Origin of the sequence: Devosia sp. 67-54, assembly GCF_001899075.1 — a bacterium.
Lineage (GTDB): Bacteria > Pseudomonadota > Alphaproteobacteria > Rhizobiales > Devosiaceae > Devosia_A.
Genome location: NZ_MKVA01000001.1, coordinates 99,686 through 120,281, shown reverse-complemented (window position 1 = coordinate 120,281; position 20,596 = coordinate 99,686). Strand labels below are relative to the sequence as shown.

Here is a 20,596-nt window from a genome sequence, read left to right as displayed (position 1 = left end):
CAACTGAGGCTATCGCGCCTTGCCCGTCTTTTCCGCCCGGGCCTCGTCGTACCACCAGATATCGGGGAAGCCGATCGAGTATTTCGGCAGATTGTCCGGGTGGCCGAAGCGGTCCCAATGGGCGATGCGGTCGTCGCGGTTGGTGTAGGAGGGCACGATGTAGGCGTTGGCGAGCAGCACCCGGTCGAGCGCATGCGTCGCGGCCAGCAGCGCGTCGCGGTCCTTGGCGAACACCACGTCGTTGATCAGCGCGTCGATGCCGGGATCGGCGATGCCGGCATAGTTGGACGATCCCGGATCGGTCGCCGCCTTCGAGCCGAAGAAGAAATTCTGCTCGTTGCCGGGGCTGAGGCTCTGCGTCCAGCCATTGTAGGTGACCTCGAAGTCGCGGCTGCGCATGCGGTTGATGTATTCGGCGGAATCCACCAAGCGGATGGTCGTGGCGATGCCGATCGAGGTGAGGTTGGTCTGCCAGGCAGTGGCCACCGGCTCGATGGTCGGGCCGTTGAGCAGGATCTCGAAGCTGAGCTGGGTGCCCTTGGCATCGACCAGCCGATTGCCGTCGAGGTGGTAGCCGGCCTGGGTGAGCAGGTCGAGCGCCTGCCGCAGATTGGCGCGCAGCTTCTGCGGATCGCCGGCGACAGGGTTGGTGTAGGGCGCGGTGAATACCTCGGGCGGTACCTTGTCCTTGACCGCTTCGAGATCGGCGAGCTCGGCCCCCTGCGGCAGTCCGGAGGAGGCCAGGGGCGTGCCGTAGAAATACGAATCGATGCGCTGGTACTGCCCGTAGAACAGCGTTTTGTTGAGGCTCTCGAAGTCGAAGGCGTAGTTGAGCGCCTTGCGCACCCGCACATCCTTGAACTTGTCGAGCCTGAGATTGGGGATGAAGCCCACCATCACACCGGCATCGGCATAGGTCTGCGGATAGAGCTCCTTGACCACCTTGCCCTGCTGCACGGCGGGAAAATCGTAGGCGGTGGCCCAGCGCTTGGCGCGGTTCTCGCTCCACCAGTCGAACTGGTCGCCCTTGAAGCCCTCGAAGGCGACGTCGGGGTCGCGGAAATACTCGTAGCGGATGGTGTCGAAATTGTTCATTCCGACCTGCGTCGGCTCGCTGGCGCCCCAATAGCCCGGATCGCGCTGATAGGTGATCGACGAGCCGGCGCTGAACGAGGCCATCTTGTAGGGCCCCGAGCCCATCGGCGGCTCCAGCGTCGAGGCGCCGATGTCGCGCTGCTTGCCGTTGGCGTCCTTGCCTTCCCACCAATGCTGCGGCAGCACCATGACCTGGCCAAGGATGATCGGCAGCTCGCGGTTGTTCTTGGTCGAAAAGAAGAAGGTGACTTGGTCCGGCGCGGTGACGTCGACCTTGCTCACGTCCTGCCAGTATTGCTGCAAATTCGGGTTGAGCTTGACCTCCTGCTCGAACGACCATTTGACGTCGGCGGGGGTCACCGGCGTGCCGTCCTGCCACTTCGCCTTGGGGTTGATACGGAAGGTCGCCGACGAGATGTCGGGCGGGAAGGCGAAGGCGTCGGCGATCAGCGGATAGGACGAATTGGAGTCGCTCATCGACCCCGTCATCAGCGTTTCGTAGACGAGGCCGAGGCCGTAGGCGGACTCCCCTTCCGGCAGGATCGGGTTGAAGGTGTCGAAGCCGCCCAGCGCGCTCAGCCGCACCAATCCACCCTTTGGCGCGTTGGGGTTCACGTAGTCCCAGTGCTCGGCCAGCGGTTTGGCGTCGCCGCTGAGCGACAGCGCGGTGAGCCACGGCCCGTTCTGCGCCGGGTCGGCGATAGCGGGGAACGCGGCCAGCGACAGGGCGGCGGCGAGCAGCACAGCTTTCATGGCGGGGCCTCCAGAGTCTCGGTAAAGTCTAGCACGCCCGGCCGCTGCGTATGCAACGCCGCGGCCAGCAGCGTGCGCGTGTAGTCGGTCTGCGGCGCCTCGAAGATGGCGTCGGCCGGTCCGCGCTCGACGATCCTGCCCTCCTTCATCACCAGCACCTCGTTCGCCAGCGCCCGGATGACGCGCAGATCGTGCGAAATGAACAGATAGGTGAGCGTGTGCCGCCGCTGCAGCTCGCGCAGCAGGTCGATCACCTGCGCCTGCACGCTCATGTCGAGCGCCGAGGTGGGCTCGTCGAGCACCAGCAGTTTCGGCTCGAGCACCAGCGCGCGGGCGATGGCGATGCGCTGGCGCTGGCCGCCCGAAAACTCGTGCGGGTAGCGGTCGGCGAGGGCCGGGTCGAGACCGACCTCCGCGAGCGCGCGCTCGACCCGAACCTGCCGCTCGCGATCGCTGAGGTCCGGCATGTGCACGGCGAGGCCTTCGGCGACGATGGCGGCGATGGTCAGCCGTGGCGACAGCGACCCGTACGGGTCCTGGAAGACGATCTGCAGGTCGCGCCGCAACGCCCGCATCTGCGCCCAGGAGCGCGACTGCAGGTCGGTGCCGAGGAACACGATCCGCCCCTCCGACGACACGAGGCGGAGCAGGGCGCGCCCGAGCGTGGTCTTGCCCGAGCCGGACTCGCCCACGATGCCGAGCGTCTGCCCTTCGCGCAGCGCGATGTCGACGCCATCCACCGCCTTGATGTGCCCGACGGTGCGGCGGAACAGGCCGCGCTTGATGGGGAACCACACGCGCAACCCGTCGGCCGCGAGCACGATCGGCGCGTCGGGATTGCGCGCCGGCGGCGATCCCCTGGGCTCGGCCTCGAGCAGCTTGCGCGTATAGGCGTGCTGCGGCGCCGCAAAGATCCGCGCGGTCGGCCCACGCTCGACGATCTGCCCCTCGGTCATCACGCAGATGTCGCTGGCCATCTCGCGCACGATGCCGAGGTCGTGGGTGATGAACAGCATGGCCATGCCGAGCCGCGCCTGCAGCGATTTGAGCAGATCGAGAATCTGCGCCTGCACCGTGACGTCGAGCGCCGTGGTCGGCTCGTCGGCGATCAGCAGGTCCGGCTCGTTGGCGAGCGCCATGGCGATCATCACCCGCTGCCGCTGCCCGCCGGAAAGCTGGTGCGGATAGGCGTCGAGCCGCTGCTCGGCGTCGGCAAGGCCGACGTCCCGCAGCAATTGCAGCGTGCGGGCGCGTGCCGCGGCGCGGCCCAGCCCGCGATGCACGCTGAGGACCTCGCTCACCTGCCGCTCGATCGTATGCAGCGGATTGAGCGAGCTCATCGGCTCCTGAAAGATCATCGAAATCTTGTCGCCCCGGATGCCGCGCATCTGCCGGTCGGAGGCGCGCGCCAAATCCTGGCCCTTGAAGGCGATGCGCCCCGCGACCTCGGCCGACGGTGGCAGCAGCCGCAGGATCGACGCGGCGGTGACCGATTTGCCCGAGCCGGACTCGCCGACCAGCGCCAGCGTCTGCCCCGGCTCTATCGTGAACGAGATGCCGCGCACGGCATGGACCAGCCGCCCGTCGAGCCGGAAGTCGATGGTGAGATCGTCGATCTCGAGCAGCGCGCTCATGCGAGGCTCTTGCGCGGATCGAACGCGTCGCGCACCGCTTCGCCGATGAAGATCAGCAGCGCCAGCATCAGCGAGATGGTGATGAGGCCCGAAAGCGACAGCCACGGCGCGCCGAGATTGTCCTTGGCCTGGTTGAGCATCTCGCCCAGTGAGGGCGAGCCCGGCGGCAGGCCGAAGCCGAGGAAATCGAGCGCCGTCAGCGTCGTCACCGACCCCGACAGGATGAACGGCAGGAAGGTGAGCGTCGACACCATGGCGTTGGGAAACAGATGCCGTCGCATGATGGTGAAGTTGGAGACGCCCAGCGCCCGAGCCGCTTCGACATATTCGAAATTGCGCACGCGCAGGAATTCGGCGCGCACCAGCCCCACCAGCGTCACCCAGGAGAACAGCAGCAGGATGATCAGCAGCGACCAGAAGCTGGGCGCAATCACGCTGGAGATGATCAGCAGCACATAGAGCGACGGAACCGAGGTCCAGATGTCGATGAAGCGCTGGATCAGCAGGTCGGTCCAGCCGCCGAAATAGCCGGAAATGGCGCCGACCGCGATGCCCACGATGGACGAGAGCCCCGCCAGCGCGAAGCCGAACAGCACCGAGATGCGGAAGCCGTAGAGCAGGCGCGCCACCACGTCGCGCCCGACATCGTCGGTGCCCAGCCAATGCATGTTGCCGCTGCTGCAGTCGGGATCGTCGACACCCTGGGCGTAGCCCGAGCAGCGTTCGGCCGTGCTCATCGTCCAGCTCGGCGGCGCCGGCGTGGGCACCGGCAGGCTGTTGTCGACGGTATCGTAGGAATAGTGGATCGGCGGCCACAGCATCCAGCCATTGGCTTCGATCTCCTCGCGGTTCACCGGGTCGCGGAAATTGGTGGTGGCGAGGAAGCCGCCGAACTTGCTCTCGGGATAGTCGACGGCGAAGGGGAACAGCAGCTCGCCCTTGTAGGAGGCAAGGATCGGCCGGTCGTTGGCGATGAACTCGGAGAACAGCGACACCACCAGGAGCAGCAGGAACAGCCACAGCGACCAGCTTCCGCGCTTGTTGCTGAGAAAGATGCGCAACCGCCGCCGTGTGATCGGCGACAGCGCCGGCTTGGCCGGAGCGGGGGCCGACATCGCGGCATCGGCCGGGGCCCAGACCGGCCGGGTGAAGCTCAGCGCCGCCGCCATCATACGGCGCGGCTCTCGAAATCGATGCGCGGATCGACCCAGGCATAGGTGAGGTCGGAAATGAGCGCGATGAACAGGCCGGCGAGCGAGAAGATGTAGAGCGTGGCAAACACCACCGGGTAGTCGCGGTTGATCACCGAATTGAGCCCGAGCAGGCCCAGCCCATCCAGCGAGAAGGTGGTTTCGATCAGCAGCGAGCCGGTGAAGAAGGCGGAGACGAACGCCGCCGGAAAGGTAGCGATGACGATCAGCATGGCGTTGCGGAACACGTGGCCGTAGAGGATGCGGCCTTCGCTCAGCCCCTTGGCGCGGGCGGTCACCACATATTGCTTGCGGATTTCGTCGAGGAACGAGTTCTTGGTGAGGAAGGTGGCGGTGGCGAACGCCCCGAGGCCCATCGCGATGATCGGCAGCGTGATGTGCCAGAGATAGTCGAGGATCTTCTGCGGCCAGCTCAGGCTGTCGAAATTGGACGACACCAGCCCTTTGATCGGAAAGATGTTCCAGAACGAGCCGCCGGCGAACAGCACGATCAGCAGGATGCCGATCAGAAAGCCGGGCAGGGCGTAGCCGACGAGGACGATCGAGCTCGTCCACAAATCGAAGCGCGAACCGTCGCGCACCGCCTTGGCGATGCCGAGCGGGATGGAGATGCCGTAGCTCAACAGCGTCATCCACAGCCCCAGCGTGATCGACACCGGCAGCTTTTCCTTGATCAGGTCGATGACCGAGATGTCGCGGAAGAAGCTGCGGCCGAAATCGAAGCGCAGATAGTCCCACAGCATCTTGCCGAAACGTTCGAGCGGCGGCCGGTCGAAGCCGAATTTGGCGCGGATCTGGGCGATGTACTTTTCGCTGAGCCCGCGCGAGCCGCGATAGCCGGACGTGGAGACCTGCTCGCCCCCGGGCCCTCCGGCAGTAGAGGTAACGACGCTCTTGGGGCTGCCGCCGGGCAGTCCGGTTTCGTTGCGATTGTCGGTGATGCGGGCGGTGGCGGCGACGCTGTTGCCCGTCATCCGGGCGATGAGCTCTTCCACCGGGCCGCCGGGCGCGAACTGCGTGATGGCGAACGAAATGGCCATGATCCCGAACAGGGTGGGGATCATCAGCAGCAGGCGGCGGACGATGTAGGCGCCCATTCAGGCTCCGCGGGTCGACAAAAGCGGGCGTAGCCGGCGCCCGTGGTCGATTTGTGACAGAGAAATGACGGCCGCGCATGTGGTGTTTCGGCACGGACCTGCCGGACCGGGCGCTTTCAACGCAAAATGGGCGGCCGGAACCGCCCATTTTCGGATCGATCAACCGATTGTTATTGCGCCGCCGACGACGGCTCGGTCTCCGCCGGGGCGCTTTCTTCGCCCCCCTTCTTGGCCGACGAGTCGATCGGCACGCACTTGCCGTCGACGATCTCGAAGCCCTTCGGGCATTCGAGCGAGCTCGCCGGCTTTTCCGGAGCCGAGGACGGGGCGGCCTCTTCGCTGGACGGCGCGGCTTTCGGCTTCGAGCTGGCCGGGGGCTGCTCGGAGGTGGGCGGCGGCGCCGCCACGGACGACGGTTCCGCGCTCACCGGCGAGGACGCTGCCGGCTTGCTCGAGGCCGGCGGCTTCGAGGGCTCTGCCGAGGAAGCCGGCGCGCTCGAGGCCTCGCTGGGAGGCAGCGACGAGGACGCGCTGGACGCCGGTGCGCTGGAGGCGGCCGAGCTCGGTTCGCTGCTCGACGCGGCGGAGCTGGCTGCGCTGGACGCCGCCGAACTGCTGGCCGGGGCGCTGGAGCTCATCTCGCTGGCCGACGATGATGCGGGCGCGCTGGAACTCGCCTCGCTGGCCGGCATCGAGGACGAGGCAGCGCTGGATTCCGGCGCGCTCGAGGCCGCCGAGGACGACGCCTCGCCGGACGAGGCCGGGGCGCTCGACGCCGCGGACGACGGCTCCTCGCTGGACGCGGCCGAGGAGGGCTGGCCGAGCTCCTGCGCCGCCTGGTCTTCGTCGACGGCCTGCTGCGGCGCCGCGTTCTGGTCCGGTTCGGCGATCTGCGGTGCGAACACCGCCACGGCGTTGCCGCTGGCGTCGGCCGCCGCCTGCGACGGATCATCCACCGGCTTGGGCTCGACCACCGTCACCTTCTGATTGGTCTGCTGCTGGATGAAGTTGATATTGATGACATTGTTGACCACGATGTTGTTCTGCACCACCACCGGGCCGACGAAATTGGTCTGCTGAAACACGTCGGGCTCCCGGTCACCGAACACCACCACGCTCGACAGCTTCGGCTGCAGGAACTGCTTGGTCGGCACGAACACCCAGTCGTCCTTGGGCGGCTCGCCGGTCGAGATGTCGACATTGACCGAGAAGCCGTCGCGCGTCGGCGGCAGCGGCGCCCAGCCGAGATAGCTGTCGCTCTTGCGCCAGGCGACCCAGGCGCCTGCCCAGGCATTGCCCGGCACCCAGCACCAGCCGAGCCGCGCCTGGTGGAACCAGCGGCCGTAGTGGTAGACGGCCCAGGCGAACGGCTCGTCCGATGCGAAATACCAGCCGTAATTCTTCATGTAGATCCAGTGGCCGTGGCTGTACGGGCGCCATCCGGCGTCGACCCTGGGGCAGAAGACGTAGCGGTATTTCGGATGCTTGACCCACACGCCATACTTGGCGAGCGGCGAAAAGAAGATGTCGATCTTCACCGTCGCCGCTGCCTGCGCCACGCCGACGCCGACGGGGATCGGCAGCGGGCCGAAGCTCAGCGGTGACAACGACAGGGCGGTGGCGGCGGCAAGGCCGACGAGCAGGGGTTTGGCGGACAGCATGGACAATCCTTTCGACTGGCCCGTCGCGCCGGCGGGCGGCGAGGGCGATGACGGGAGAGAGCGGAGGCTCGGCCCGCTCTGCGGAGCAACGGGGACACGGGCCCGGACCGCGGGCGACGCGGCAGCCGGGCCGGCACGCGCGGATCACCTCCGCCTGCCGATGCTCCATATGCGGTGGAAAATGTCGCTCTGCCGGGATGGTTGCGGCAGAGGCGCGAAATCAGCGCGAACTGCCGGCGGGCTAGCAGCCCGCCTGGCCGCCGGCGCTACTGGCTGATCGCCACGAGATTGGAGTTGCCCTCGATATAGGCCGCCGCGACGTTATCGTCGCCTACCTGCAGAGCAATCGCCTGGTTGAAATTGCCATTGATGGTGAAGCTGGTGCTGTTGCGATCGCCCCTTTGCAGCACCGCGAAGAGATTGTTGTTCGAGGTGGTGATGCCGCCGACGTCGATATCGATGCTGTTGCTGGCTCCCACCTGGATCAACGCGCCGGGGATCAGCATGAAGTTCGATGGCCGCGACCCGATGACCCCGAACAGGTCCGGCGCGAGAACGAGGCTGGAGGCGAGGCTGGGCGCGAGGGACGCGAACTGCAGCGCGTCGCCGGTGAAGCTGCGGAGCGCCCCGCCGCTGAGCCCATTATTGCCGTCGCCCAGAATGGAGACGGTCAGCACATTGCCCAGATTGGCGGTGACGACGTCGTTCGCCTGGATCGCGTAGATCAGATTGTTGGCGCCGGTGGCGTTGATCGTCGCCTGATGGTTCCAGCCGGTCTGGCTGACGCCGAACATGTTGCCGGTGCCCAGCAGCTCGATGCGAGTATGGTTGCTGTCGCCGTCCTGGCCGACCGCGATTTCGTTGTGCGTGCTGTGATTGTTGAGCACAACCGAGGCGATGTTGCTTTCGCCTACCTGGCGCAGACCGATGTCGTTCGCGTCCGCGGCGATGCCGCCGGTGGTGATCTGGTTATGCCGGCCGAGCTGGTAGCTGCCGAACGAATTGCTCAGTCCCGAGATGGTGACGCCGGCGCTGTTGTCGCTGCCGAGCTGCGTCATGCCGTACTGGTTGTAATTGCCGACCAGCGAGAGCTGGATGAAATTGCCGGCGCCACCGGACGAATCGAGCCCCTGCATCAGGGTCGCCGATGCCGCGCCGCTGTCGCGCGCCAGCGTTCCGAGATCGCCGCGGCCCGTGCCGTCGGTCCGGACGCCGTTGTGGTCGCCCTTGGCCTCGAACACGATGGTGTTGTTGCCTTCGTTGAGCGTCGCGACCTGCGACAGCAGTTCGAGCCAGTTGCCGGTCCCGGTCTGCGTCACCGTGGCGATGTTTGAGCCGGCATGCGCGCCCTGCACCTGCTCGAGCGACACGATGGTGTTGAGCCCATGCAGGTCCTGCGTCACCGTCGCCGTGTTGCCGGTGGTCGCATGCGCGCCCTCGGTGGTCTGCACCAACTCGCCGATGCTGTTGCCGTTGGAGTTCTGGATGATTTCGGTGTGGTTGGAGTCGGCCCGATCGTCGGACCGGATGCCCCGCTGCAACAGCCCTTGGCCCGAAATGCCGACCTTGTTGTCGTCGCCAGACTGTATCAGGCGAAGAAAATTGTCATCGCCACGTTGCTCGATGTCATTACTGGCGTTGCCGGCGCTGTTTCCAACTCCGGTCTGTTCGATCGTGGCTTTGTTGGTCCCTCCGTCCTGGACAATATTGCCCAGATTATTGTCGGCCAGAGCGGCCGTTGGCACTAGCGCGACGGCCGCGGCGAAGAAAATGCGTGCTGTCATCGGGAGGCCTTTAGAAGGACGTCAAGAAAAGCGGCTGCGCTAACGATAGATATCGAGAGGCCGCCGCGGCGGCCTCTCGACTTGGATTACTGGCTAATTGCGACAGCGTTTCCGCCAGCGCCGGCCTGGTTGAAATTGGCAGTATTTCCATTGCCAACCTGCAGTACGGCTGCGGCGTTGTTGCCGGACGGAGAACCCGACGAACCGACGGTGCCGGTGATATGATTCTGATCACCGATCTGGGCGAGCGCAAAGTCGTTGCTGTCGCCAAAAACGGTGTACGAGGCGTGGTTGCCAAGCGACGAACTCGAGGAGGAGTTATCCTGCCACAGCGATCCGTTTGACAGATGCGTATTAGTCAGAACCAAGGCTCCGGCGACATTGCTGCCAAAGCTGCCTGCACCATTGTTAGAGCCGGTAATGTCGACAGAAGCGTCGTTGTTATAGCCGCTCTGGCCGATGCTCAGCTGGTTGTAGTCATTGCCGAAGGCCAGGACAGAGACGTGAGCCGTGTTGGCGCCGCCGCTCTGCCAGATGCCGATGTCGTTACCGCTGCCAGCGATAGCGCCAGCAGAAATGACGTTCGAATATCCTTCCTGATAGCTACCGAACATATTGTTGCTGCCGGTGATCGTGAGAGTGCCGGCCGAATTCGAGTATCCCTTCTGGGTCAGGCCGAATTTGTTGTCGGCACCGGACACCTGAAGGTTGATGTAGTTGTCGGAGATGTTGCCGGCGTATGCGGCACCGTAGAGCGTGCCGCCATAGTTGTTCTGGATGAGGGCGCTCGGCGTAGCACCTGCCGCGAAGCCACGGGATGCGTAGAATCCACCGACACCGGTGAGGTCGTCCTTACCGTTGTTGGTGCCGGAGATGTTGGCGATGATCTGGTTAGCCGATCCAGTGCCCTGCGCCTTCTGATCAACGCGATCGATCACGTTGCCGGTACCCGACTCGGTGATGTTGGCCACGTTGGTCGCGGCGGCGCCGGCAACCTGCTCCTGCCACAGATGAGTGATGTAGTTGCCCGACCCAGACTGCACGGTAGTTGCCTGGTTACCGCCGGCAGTCGACAGAGCCGTCTGCTGCAGATCGCCAATGGTGTTGCTCATGCCGTGCTGGGTCAGATCGGCGCTATTGCTTCCCGAACCGGAACTGTTCTGGTCCACGCCTTGAAAAGTAATTGTGTATTGCGGGGAATGACCAGGGGTGTTGTACGGATCGGTCCGGTTAATAACACCAATCGAGCCGCTATCGCCGTCCTGCACGATCTTCAGGACGTTGTTGCTGCCGTTCTGGCTCATATAGTCGCCGGTGCGGCCGGCGTCGTTGTTGTTGCCCGCACTCTGCGTCACCGACGCGGAATTCGAACCACCGCTCTGGGTGATGTAGCTTTCGTTATTGCTGCCGGCGAGAGCGCCTGACGCGGTGAGCACGGTCAGCGCGGTGGCGCCGAGAAGAGCAATTCTGAGGTTCATTTCTATTTCTCCCTAGTAAACTGTTGATTGCCTGAAGTGGAGTTCCTCGATTACTGCATAACACCCATGACGTTTCCGCCACCAAATTGCGAGAAATTGGCAGTATTGTTTGGACCGGTCTGGTTGACGACCGTCTGGCTATTGTTGCCGACAGTCGATCCAACAATCGTATTGTTCGTGCTCGTTTGATAGAACGCGAACTGATTGTAGCTTCCGGTCAGGTCGTAGGTGAGTTGGTTGCCGGATCCACCCTGCTGGATTTGCCCCGATCCGGCGAGCCGGTGCGAAGAGTTTCCAAGCGCCTGGTAGGCGGCGTTGCCGGTGGTGAACAACTTGACCGAGTTGTTGAAGTCACCATCGATAGACACGTCGATCAGAGAATTTCGGCCATTGCCGATCTGTCCTTGGACGACGTTGAGGCTGTTGTTCGAGCCATCGACGTCAATCGTGGCGACTGCGAGCTTTGTGCCACCTCCGATTGACTGCCCCACAGCGATATCATTGTAGTCGCCGCCAGAGATATTGACGGTTGCTTCGCTGTGCCCGGTTCCGCCAGTAGCGGTCTGTGAGATAGTCAACTGGTTGCGGGAGCTGCCGATGCTGCCGCCGACAATATTGTTCGAGGAGGTCTGCGAGAACCCGAACAGATTGTTGTTGCCGGTTATGACGTAATCCAGTTGGTTGTTGCTGCCGTTCTGGATAACGGAGCCTTGCGTGACGGCAGATGCGGCGGTGAAGCCGCGCGACAGCGTCGCAAACGAGCCGATGACCTGCTCGTTCAGCGCGTCCACACCGTCGCTGCCATTGTAGTTGCCGGTGATCGACAGGCTGATATGGTTACCCGTGGTCTGCTGCGAGACCGTTCCCAGGGCATTGCGCTTGCCGGTCTGAGTCAACTGCACGTCGTTGCCGGACCCCGACTGAACGAGGGAACCGATTTTGTTCATCACGCCAGCATCAGCAACGCCCTGCTGAATGATCGTCGCTTGGTTCTGGGCGCCGCCGGTGTTCGTTTGCTTGATGCTGTTTATACGGTTATAGGCATAGTTACTCAGATAGCCGCTGCCAGCTCGCCCCTGTGTCACTGAGAGCTTGTTTCCATCCGACTGGAGTACCTCGAGCGCGAGGTTGCGCGACCCATATTGAAGTATGGTCGCGTCATTGTTGTTGCCGGTCTGCTCGAATCCCTGGCCCGACGTGCCAACCTCGTTGCCATTGTTTCCGACGAAGCTTTGCGTCAGCACCAGCGTGTTCGAAGACCCTTGCTGGAGCGCATAGTCACCAGCACGGCCAAATCGGTTGCCTTGGGGCGTGAAATACGGGGAGTTGGAATTCGATATCTGCGTAACCGTGGCACTGTTCGGGCCGATGTTCTGCTTCAGGTAGGTCTGGTGCCGCACGCCGACGTCCTGATCGACGCTAGCACTATTCGAACCCCCGTCCTGCTGCACATCCGCAAAGTTATTGTCGCCGCCCAAGGCGGTGCCTGCGGCTAGAAGTCCGCTGAGCGCGACGGTCGTTGCAACTACGTGACGTGTTCTCATGTATTCCTCGAGCGGCCCTTGGCCGCGACTTTAGGGGCGCATGCCCGCTCAAGAGCGAAACCTGCGTTGCTGGGTGCCTTGACTGTTGACTGAGATTCTGCCGACCGCTTCGGCAGTGCGGCGCAAACTGCCGCTCGTCCCTCCACTATGCCTGCCGTCGTCCCGCAATCGGCGAGCGGACCAGGCTGACCCTTCCTGTTCTCTGCGCAGCCGTTTGCCGGCCTTGCGTCGATTCGCACGACAGCGGCGGGACAGGCCCGGAGCCGTCGAACACCGCCACAGTATCAACAGACTGCTAACCGGCAAGGTGAATGCTTTATTAATAGTAAATCATCGTCAAGTAGATTCGCAAAATGAGCATCGTTGTCATCAGTGACAATTCAGGCCCTGCCGAATGCAACCGGTCGAACGCTGGATTTATCAGGAGTCGGAAGAATTAAGGGTGTGACGTAGCTGCTACATATCTTGAACATAAAGTGTCGCCGAGCGCGGCAGGCGGACGAATGCTTGATGCGGCGCTTGCATGGCGGCACGCTTCCCAACTAACGTGGCCGTCGGAATATTGAGTCCGGGAAAGAACAATTGAGGCTGGCCACCGGCAGGAGCGGGCCAGTCGATCGGGGAGCAGGCGGCGGCTGTTCTTGAGTTGTGTTGTGGTCGGGGCATGGATGCACCGGACCGTGGTGGCCAGGGCGCCGTCGTCAGGGGGATGTTTTGAATCGAGCTTTGATCGTGCTTTTCGTGGGAACGCTGCTGGCGTCTCCGGCGATGGGGTCGGACCTGGTCTACACACCGATCAACCCGACCTTCGGCGGCAACCCGCTGAATTCCTCGCATCTGCTCGCGATCGCCAGCGCGCAGCGCACCGCGACGGCTTCGGATGCTCCCAAGACCGACACCAGCAGCGGCACCGGCGGCACCGGATCCAGCACGTCGCAGAGCAATGTCGACCTGTTCATCTCGCAGCTCGAGGGGCGGCTGCTGTCGTCGCTGGCCAGCCAGGTGACCGACGCGATCTTCGGCAGCAACCCGCAGAACCACGGCACCATCACCTTCGGCAGCACCATCGTGGTGTTCGATCGCAGTGACGTCACTCACTCGATCGACCTGACCATCACCGATACCACCACGGGCCAGGTCACGCTGATCTCGGTCCCGCAACTCGTCACCTCACCCTGAGCGCGCCGATGACCCTGACTTCACTCCCCGGCGTTCGCGTGCTGGCCACCGCCGTCACTGGATCGCTGCTCGCCCTTGCGCTGAGCGGCTGCGCCACCACCCTGCCGGCCGGCGAGGCCGCCTCGCTCGCCGCCAACACCTACTCGCCGGTGATGACGCCGCAGACAGACCTCAACAGCGAGCTGCAATCGCTGCCGCCGCCGGCCAAGCGCGTGCAGGTGGCGGTCTACGATTTCCCCGACCTCACGGGGCAGTACAAGGAACAGGACAACTTCCAGTCGCTGTCGCGCGCCGTGACGCAGGGCGGCTCGTCGATGCTGATCAAGGCGCTGCAGGACGCCGGCCACGGCTACTGGTTCACCGTGTTCGACCGCGCCGCGCTCAACGATCTGCTGAAGGAACGGCAGATCGTCACCGAGATGCGCAAGGTCTATCGCGGCGAGGAAACGATCGATCCGGCGGTGCTGCCGCCGCTCGACTATGCCAGCATCGTGCTCGAAGGCGGCATCGTCGGCTACGACACCAACACGCTGACCGGCGGCGCTGGCGCCAACTTCCTCGGCATCGGCGGCAACACCAAATGGACGCAGGACACCATCACGGTGACGCTGCGCGCCGTCTCGGCCAAGACCAGTGAAGTGCTGGCGACCATCACCGTCAACAAGGTGATCGCCTCGGTGGCGCTCGACGGCAACGTCTTCCGCTACGTGCAGATGGACAAGCTGCTGCAGGCCGAGGCCGGCATCACCCACAACGAGCCCAAGCAGATTGCGGTGCAGGCCGCCATCGACAAGGCCGTGATGGCGCTGATCATGGAAGGCAGCCGTCTGCACATCTGGTCGTTCAAGGACAAGGACGCCGGCGCTACCCTGGTCGCCAATTATGTCGGCGAGAAATACGGCAAGGACGTTGCCGACGCGGCCGTGCCGCCGGCGCTGCCGGCGACCCGGAACGCCGCCGCCGTGGTGAAGACCACGCCGCTGGCGCGGCCCAAGACGCCGCCGGCCGCCCCCCCGACCACCGGCGCGCCGGATGCGAACCTGCCGCCGTCCCAGGGCAACAATGGCGAAGTGCTGAACTAGGACCTGGATGAGGAGGAGAACGGCCGCTCGAATTTGCTTCAAATTTTAGGCAATTCTCGAGCAAGTCCTTCAAGTGACGACTTCAGGATACGTCCCATAGCAGGGAGTATCCAAAATGAAGTCGCTTCTGGGGATTTCGGTGATTGCCGCGGCCGCGCTGATGTCGAGCGCTGCGCTGGCCAGCAACAATCCGCTCTATATCGTCAGCAACAACGATGCGCTGAATTTCGCTGCGATCGACTTTGTCGGCAACGACAATTCGCTGAGCATCGAGCAAGACTTCAACGGTCAGGGCGGGAGTAACACGGTCAAGGGCAAGATCACCGGCGACCAGAATGGCTTGATCGGAAGCAGCTTCGGCGGGTCGCTGAGCCTGGCGACGGGGCTGGTTCCGGGCAAGATCACCCAGTCCGGGCACGATAACATGATTTCGCTGCAGGTCTCGGGCAACCAAAACCTGTTTGCCATGTCTCAAACTGGCAGCTTCAATACATTGACCGCTTCGATGATCGGCAATAACAATCAGGCGGCTATTCTGCAGATGGGCACGGGGAACTACGCCTCGTTTTCGCAGAACGGCAACGGCAACATGCTGAGCATTGTTCAGCGCAATTAACTGTCCCGCACCAAAGGGGATTGATTTGCAGACCAAACTGATCCCCGCATTGCTCGCTCCAGCCATGCTGCTGGCGCTCGCGGCGCCGGCGCTCGCCGGCAACGGCAATACCCTGTACCTCGTGCAGGACTCGCCCCCGGGCACCACCGACGGCAACAACTTCCTGTCCGATCAGACGCTGGCGAATTATTCGTCGATCGGGTCGGCTTGGTTCCCCGCAAGGCAATCGGGAACCGGCAACAGTGCAGACATCACCATAAAGAGTGACTGCTCGAGCCTGTTGGCTCCCGAACAATGCGGGCAGTTGACGCTTGTTCAGGACAACACTGGGCATGGGCTATCGGGCCTGGTTCTGCATGCATTCAATCTTTCTTCGCACAACCCAAATACCGCAACGGTAACGATCAACGGCTTAGGTCATGCAGACTTGCAGCAGCTCGGCGGTGGAAACGTAGCGACGCTGAACGTCGACGATGGCTATGGCGACATTAGCCAAGCCGGGCTGAACAACAGCGCAACGCTGACGTTGGCGAGCGCCTCGACTGGAAGCATCGTGCAGACCGGTTCCAGCAACATCGCATCGATGACTGTCAATTCAGTCGGATCGGGCGGTGCTAATCTTACCCAGATCGGGAGCAACCTGCGATCTGGACCCATTGTCGTGAATACTACCAGCAGCGTAGGGATCTCGATCGTCGGAAACGGCTCGCTTCTCGCGGTCTACAACTAGCTAGGACGGCGATCGTGCTCAAAGAACTCAGTCGGTGGAGCGCGGTTCTTGTCGCCGCGCTGGTCTCATCGCCAGCGCTGGCGCAGTCGCAGGCCGATTTTGTAACGGCGTTCTCGGGCAAGTGGCAGGTCTACGACAAGGGCATGGCGGCGGGTGCGACGCCCTGTCAGCTCGATTTGTCCAATCTGGGCACCGACGGTAAGCTCGGCGTCGTGGCCGACGGCTGCAAGGCGCCGCTGGCGGCGGCCCATAGCTGGGCCATCGAGGGCAGCCAGCTCGTGCTGTACGACGAGCAGGCGGCTGCGGTGGTGAAGCTCGGCGGCAACCAGAAGCGCATCACCGGCACCGCCGGCGACGGCCTGCCGGTCATCCTCGAGCGGCTCGGTGGCGATGGCACGGCCGGGCTGCTGCTCGCGGCGGTCAACGCGTCGCACTGCTACTATCTGGGCTATACGCAGAAATGCGCCGCCAAGAACGAAGCGATGTCGGTGCCGGCCGAAGGGCCGCAGAGCCAGGTCAAGCTGCTCGTCAATCTCAATGCGCATAGCGAGCCGCGCAACGACGCGGACACGGTCGGGACAGTCAAGCTCGGCACCTGCGTTGCGGTGCAGCGCTGCGTGACGGCGTCCGATGGCCCGTGGTGCCGGGTCACGCTCGGTGCCAATACCGGCTGGCTGCGCAAGCTGACCATCCGGCAGAACCGCTGGCCGGTCGTCACCTTCGCCAACAGCTGCGGCTGACGCGGAGCCGGGCCTCGGCTAGAGGCGATCCGCCAGCAATTCTTGCACCGACCGCGCCGCCGGCACGCGCCAATCCGGCAGGCTGATGCCGAGCGCCGTGCGCAGCTTGCTGGTGTCGAGTCGCGAATTTGCCGGCCGCCTGGCGGGCGTGGGGTATTGGCTGGTCGGGATCGCGACGATCCGCTCCGGCGCCGTCGTCAATGTCGCGCCGCGGCGCAGCGCCTCGTCGACGACGAAGCAGGCGAGGCCATGCCAGCTCGTTTCACCCGCCGCCGCCAGATGATAGAGGCCCGGCGCCGGCGGCTCGCCTCGTGCAACGGCCGCAATGGCGTGGGCGGTGACGTCGGCGATGAGCGCGGCCGAGGTCGGCGCGCCGATCTGGTCGTCGACCACCCGCAGGCTGTCGCGCTCGCGCGCGAGGCGCAGCATGGTGCGGATGAAATTGTGGCCGCGGCCGGCATGCACCCAGCTCGTGCGCAGCACTAGCGCCCGGGCGCCCGAGGCCGCGACCGCACGCTCGCCGTCGAGCTTGCTGCGGCCATAGACGCCGGCCGGGCCGACGGCGTCGGTCTCGACATAGGGCAGGGGTTTGCGCCCGTCGAAGACATAGTCGGTGGAGTAGTGGATCAGCCAGGCGTCCCGCGCCGCGGCGAGCTCGGCCAGTTCGCCGACGGCCCGGTGGTTGATGCGGTCGGCACGGTCCGGCTCGCTTTCGGCCTTGTCGACCGCGGTGTAGGCGGAGGCATTGACGATGATGTCGGGCGCCGCGTCTTGCACGGCGCGCCGCAACTGCGCAGCATCCTCGAAATCCGCCTCGGTGTGGCCGAGGGCGACGACGTCGCCGAGCGGCAACAGGGCGCGCTGCAGTTCCCAGCCGACCTGGCCGGACTTACCCAGGACGAGCAGCCTCACTTGTCGAGCTCCATCTCCCAGCCGGGCGGCGAAATGGGAACGATCAGCGGCTCGCCCGCGGGCGCCGCGGCGATGCGCGCGGCCTCCGGCGCGAAGGGCGGGCCGGCGACGGGCGGCAGCGGAAAGTCGAAGAGGATCAGCAGACCCGCGACCAGCACCAGCGCCGCCAGCGCTTCGTTGGACAGGCGCGGCAGGTAGATGGTCGAGAAATAGACCAGCGTCACCGCCCAGGCGATGCCGGTGACCACGAAATAGCCGTCGCCCGCGACGCCGAACAGCGGCGCCCATTGCGTTTCGCTGAGCCGGAACATCGGCGTGTAGATGGCCGCCGCCACCACCAGCACGGGGATCACCGTGACACCGCGCGCCCGCCAATCGCCACGCACCAGCACCGCGATCATCACGGCAAGGCCGAGGACCAGCGCCGGCACTGCGATCACCAGCACCGACAGCGCACCGATCCAGCGGTTGGGCGTGATGAAGCCGAGAATGACGTGCGACACCAGCGTCACCGGAATGGCGAAGAAGCCGGTATCGTAAGTTGGATGGGTCTCGCGTCCGAGCGCCGTGACGACGATGAGCACCAGTTGCAGCGCCGCGAGGGCGGCGGCAACGCCGAGATAGGCCCTGCGGGCGGCCGTCGTGTGGCGCTGCGCCAGGCTGCGCCACAGCAGGGCCGGCAGCACGAACAGGATCATCGGCCCGGAAAGGCCCGCGACCAGCAGCACTGCCCAGTCGTGGATCTGCCAGCGCCGGGTGCGCGGCGCGTCGGCCAGCACCACAGCCAGCAGGTAGAGGCCGAGATACCAGTGCGTGTTGGCGGGGTTGACGTGCACCTCGGCGAGGTTCGGCATCAGCAGGAAATACGCGGCGACCGCCACCTTGGCCCGCCAGTCGATCCAGGGAAAACGCGAGGAAAACAGGAAGGCGGGGATCGCCGCCCGCACCAGCAGCGCCGCCCACACGCCGAACAGCGGCACGAACTGCACCGGCAGCAGCGTGGCCAATCCATAGACCCCGCGCGGGAAGAGCTGCAGCGTGCCGGCGAAGGGCAGGAACAAGGCCGCGAGCGCGCCCCTGTTCCAGGCGTCGGCAAAATATACCGCGCCGTCCTCGGCCCACAACATGGCGTTGGACAAAATGTCGGGGCGCCGGGCGATCATCACCAGCAGCGAGATGGCGAAGGCCAGCGCCGAGGCGCCCTCGCGGGTCGGCCAGGGCGGCGCCTGCAGGCGCTGGTGGCCGGAGTCGTCCTCGCCGGTGTCGACCACCACGATGTCGCTCTTGGCGAGGTCGTGCTCGAGCCAGTCGGCGATGATGCGGGCGCGCTTCTCGGGCGCTTCGAATTCGAGCGTCGGCGCGATCATGGCGGCAAAGGCCTGCGCCTGACGCTGCGTCAGGCGGTCCTGCACCGGCAAATTGCGCCACAGTCGGATCGCTTCTCGTTCGGCTGCCGCCCTGTCCATGGCCCCATCCTTAACCTGAGCCGGGGGCGTTGGCCCACTAGATTTCTCGCCTGTCCGCCAGGCGGAGCAAGGACTTGACGAACGGTGAGGAGTCGCGCCGCTAGGCCGCTGTGGTGGGCAGCAGGATCGAGGTCTTGTGCTCGGCACCGCCCGGCCCGCGCCGCCAGGACAGCTCGATCACCCGCGTCACGCCGCGCGGCTTTTCCCCGAGGCCGAGGATTTCGAGCCCGCCGTCGAGGGCGGCGAGCCCGCTCCGCAGTGCGCTCTCGGCCTCGACCATGTCCATCTGGGACAGCTGCCTCGCCAGCTCGTCGGAGCCCAGCCAGTCGCTGGCTTTCTGTTCGATTTCGTCAAGCGGCATCTGATCCTCGCTGCGTGTCCGGAGACAACGCGCGAGCCCGGGGCAGGTTCTGCTCATACGCCGACATATGAAAGCGGCACGACCGCGCCCGGTCGTGCCGCCAAGTTCATAGTCGGCCTGACTGAAAGAGCCGCTATGACCGGACCCTACGCAACCACCCGGGCACGTGCATCACCCAGCAGGGTGAGGCCAAAGCCGGGTGACCACAAGACTTTGTGTCGTTGGGCGGGTGGGGCGTTTTGCCGGCATGGACGGGGGGCGGGGAGGGTGGTAAAGGCGCGGGCGCCAGCGCGAACAAGGGCTTGGCGGAGAACCTACGGCCCCCGCGGCCGCCTCGGGCGCCGCCCGCGCACACCGGAGAACAACCACTTGGCCGAGAACGTGCATGCGCCGGAGCAGACCCTGGCCCGCGATGTCCGCCCCGGAACCGCCGCCGTCCCGGTGAAGCTGATCACCGCCGACCATCTCGCCGACGAGGCCATCGCCGACCTGGTCGAGGGCTTCCGCAAATACCCGATCTGGACGCGCTTCGCCTTCCACGAGATCCGCCAGCGCTTCCGCCGCTCGGTGCTCGGCCCGTTCTGGCTGACCCTCAGCATGGGCATCATGGTGGCGGCCATGGGGCTGGTGTTTTCGACGCTGTTCCACCAGGACATGAGCAGCACGCTGCCTTATATCGCTGTAGGCCTTATAAACTGGGGACTTTTGACCAGCTGCATCAACGAGGGCACGGCCGTTTTCATCGGCAACGAGGCCTACATCAAGAACGTGCCGCTGCCGGTCTCCGTGCACTTCTTTCGCATGCTCGCGCGTAACGTCATCATCTGGGGCTTCAACATGGCGATCTACCTGGTCGTGCTGGTGTGGTTCCGCATCGTGCCCGACTGGCAGTTCCTGCTGTTCATCCCCGGCTTCGCGCTGTTCCTCGTCAACGCCGCCTGGATGGGGCTCGCCGCAGGCATCCTCAGCACCCGCTTCCGCGACATCCCGCAGGTGATCGCCAACGTCGTGCAGGTGATCTTCTTCGTGACCCCGGTGTTCTGGTCGCCGGCGACGCTGTCGAGCCGCCCCGCCTTCATCGAGTGGAACCCGCTCTACCACATCCTCGAGCTCACCCGCGCGCCGCTGCTCGGCCACGACATCGCCCCGCACAGCTGGCTGTTCGCGCTCGGCCTCGCCGCGATCGGCCTTGCCGGCACCGCGTATCTCTACCGCCGGGCCTATGCCCGCATCGCCTATTGGGTGTAACCCGG

At 64.7% G+C, this 20,596-nt stretch carries 17 protein-coding genes and 1 pseudogene; 6 read left to right on the top strand and 12 right to left on the bottom strand.

The genetic code is table 11. The annotated features are described in order from the left end of the window. Positions 1 to 9: 9 nt before the first annotated feature. From BGO82_RS00555 to BGO82_RS00515, 9 genes and pseudogenes are all read right to left on the bottom strand, one after another. Positions 10 to 1,848, bottom strand: a complete 1,839-nt coding sequence (locus tag BGO82_RS00555) for an extracellular solute-binding protein (protein ID WP_291303584.1) — start codon at positions 1,846 to 1,848, stop codon at positions 10 to 12. Continuing rightward, positions 1,845 to 3,482: an ABC transporter ATP-binding protein gene (locus BGO82_RS00550; RefSeq protein WP_291303583.1), complete on the bottom strand. Its 1,638-nt coding sequence runs from the start codon at positions 3,480 to 3,482 to the stop codon at positions 1,845 to 1,847. The genes BGO82_RS00555 and BGO82_RS00550 overlap by 4 nt, the downstream gene beginning before the upstream one ends. Next, on the bottom strand, positions 3,479 to 4,597 hold the full coding sequence (locus tag BGO82_RS00545; RefSeq protein WP_291303616.1) for an ABC transporter permease: 1,119 nt from the start codon (positions 4,595 to 4,597) through the stop codon (positions 3,479 to 3,481). Before BGO82_RS00545 ends, BGO82_RS00550 begins: the two co-directional genes overlap by 4 nt. Before the next feature lie 53 nt (positions 4,598 to 4,650). Next, a complete protein-coding gene (locus BGO82_RS00540; protein ID WP_291303582.1) occupies positions 4,651 to 5,790 on the bottom strand; it encodes a microcin C ABC transporter permease YejB in 1,140 nt (379 codons plus the stop codon). A 170-nt stretch (positions 5,791 to 5,960) separates the two neighbouring features. After that, the gene (locus tag BGO82_RS00535) at positions 5,961 to 7,451 is read right to left on the bottom strand and encodes a DUF6600 domain-containing protein (RefSeq protein WP_291303581.1); all 1,491 of its coding nucleotides are present in this window, start codon (positions 7,449 to 7,451) and stop codon (positions 5,961 to 5,963) included. Positions 7,452 to 7,717: 266 nt separating this feature from the next. Continuing rightward, positions 7,718 to 8,902 carry a hypothetical protein gene (locus BGO82_RS00530; protein WP_291303580.1) on the bottom strand — a complete coding sequence of 395 codons (1,185 nt, stop codon included), beginning with the start codon at positions 8,900 to 8,902 and terminating at the stop codon, positions 7,718 to 7,720. 228 nt (positions 8,903 to 9,130) lie between these two features. Further along, positions 9,131 to 9,235 (bottom strand): annotated as a pseudogene (locus BGO82_RS21030) (hypothetical protein); the annotation flags it as partial. 86 nt (positions 9,236 to 9,321) lie between these two features. Continuing rightward, positions 9,322 to 10,713 carry a hypothetical protein gene (locus tag BGO82_RS00520; protein WP_291303578.1) on the bottom strand — a complete coding sequence of 464 codons (1,392 nt, stop codon included), beginning with the start codon at positions 10,711 to 10,713 and terminating at the stop codon, positions 9,322 to 9,324. A gap of 50 nt (positions 10,714 to 10,763) precedes the next feature. After that, positions 10,764 to 12,257, bottom strand: coding sequence for a hypothetical protein (locus BGO82_RS00515; protein WP_291303577.1), 1,494 nt, complete (start codon positions 12,255 to 12,257; stop codon positions 10,764 to 10,766). 732 nt (positions 12,258 to 12,989) lie between these two features. Here BGO82_RS00515 and BGO82_RS00510 point away from each other — a divergent pair. From BGO82_RS00510 to BGO82_RS00490, 5 genes are all read left to right on the top strand, one after another. After that, the gene (locus tag BGO82_RS00510; protein ID WP_291303576.1) at positions 12,990 to 13,436 is read left to right on the top strand and encodes a curli assembly protein CsgF; all 447 of its coding nucleotides are present in this window, start codon (positions 12,990 to 12,992) and stop codon (positions 13,434 to 13,436) included. An 8-nt stretch (positions 13,437 to 13,444) separates the two neighbouring features. Then, on the top strand, positions 13,445 to 14,518 hold the full coding sequence (locus tag BGO82_RS00505) for a CsgG/HfaB family protein (RefSeq protein WP_291303575.1): 1,074 nt from the start codon (positions 13,445 to 13,447) through the stop codon (positions 14,516 to 14,518). 115 nt (positions 14,519 to 14,633) lie between these two features. Next, entirely contained in the window at positions 14,634 to 15,134 is a 501-nt protein-coding gene (locus tag BGO82_RS00500) for a hypothetical protein (protein WP_291303574.1), read from the top strand. Between the two features lie 25 nt (positions 15,135 to 15,159). Further along, a complete protein-coding gene (locus BGO82_RS00495) occupies positions 15,160 to 15,864 on the top strand; it encodes a hypothetical protein (RefSeq protein ID WP_291303573.1) in 705 nt (234 codons plus the stop codon). Between the two features lie 14 nt (positions 15,865 to 15,878). Next, complete coding sequence (locus BGO82_RS00490; RefSeq protein ID WP_291303572.1) at positions 15,879 to 16,604, top strand: AprI/Inh family metalloprotease inhibitor; 726 nt, start codon at positions 15,879 to 15,881, stop codon at positions 16,602 to 16,604. Between the two features lie 18 nt (positions 16,605 to 16,622). Here BGO82_RS00490 and rfbD read toward each other — a convergent pair whose 3' ends face one another. From rfbD to BGO82_RS00475, 3 genes are all read right to left on the bottom strand, one after another. Continuing rightward, positions 16,623 to 17,516 carry a dTDP-4-dehydrorhamnose reductase gene (rfbD, locus tag BGO82_RS00485; protein WP_291303571.1) on the bottom strand — a complete coding sequence of 298 codons (894 nt, stop codon included), beginning with the start codon at positions 17,514 to 17,516 and terminating at the stop codon, positions 16,623 to 16,625. Next, positions 17,513 to 18,982 (bottom strand): hypothetical protein, encoded by a 1,470-nt coding sequence (locus BGO82_RS00480; RefSeq protein WP_291303570.1) that lies wholly within the window; start codon positions 18,980 to 18,982, stop codon positions 17,513 to 17,515. Before BGO82_RS00480 ends, rfbD begins: the two co-directional genes overlap by 4 nt. 100 nt (positions 18,983 to 19,082) lie before the next feature. Further along, on the bottom strand, positions 19,083 to 19,343 hold the full coding sequence (locus BGO82_RS00475) for a hypothetical protein (RefSeq protein ID WP_291303569.1): 261 nt from the start codon (positions 19,341 to 19,343) through the stop codon (positions 19,083 to 19,085). Between the two features lie 369 nt (positions 19,344 to 19,712). Here BGO82_RS00475 and BGO82_RS00470 point away from each other — a divergent pair, with 369 nt between their 5' ends. Next, a complete protein-coding gene (locus BGO82_RS00470; protein WP_291303568.1) occupies positions 19,713 to 20,591 on the top strand; it encodes an ABC transporter permease in 879 nt (292 codons plus the stop codon). Positions 20,592 to 20,596: the final 5 nt, after the last annotated feature.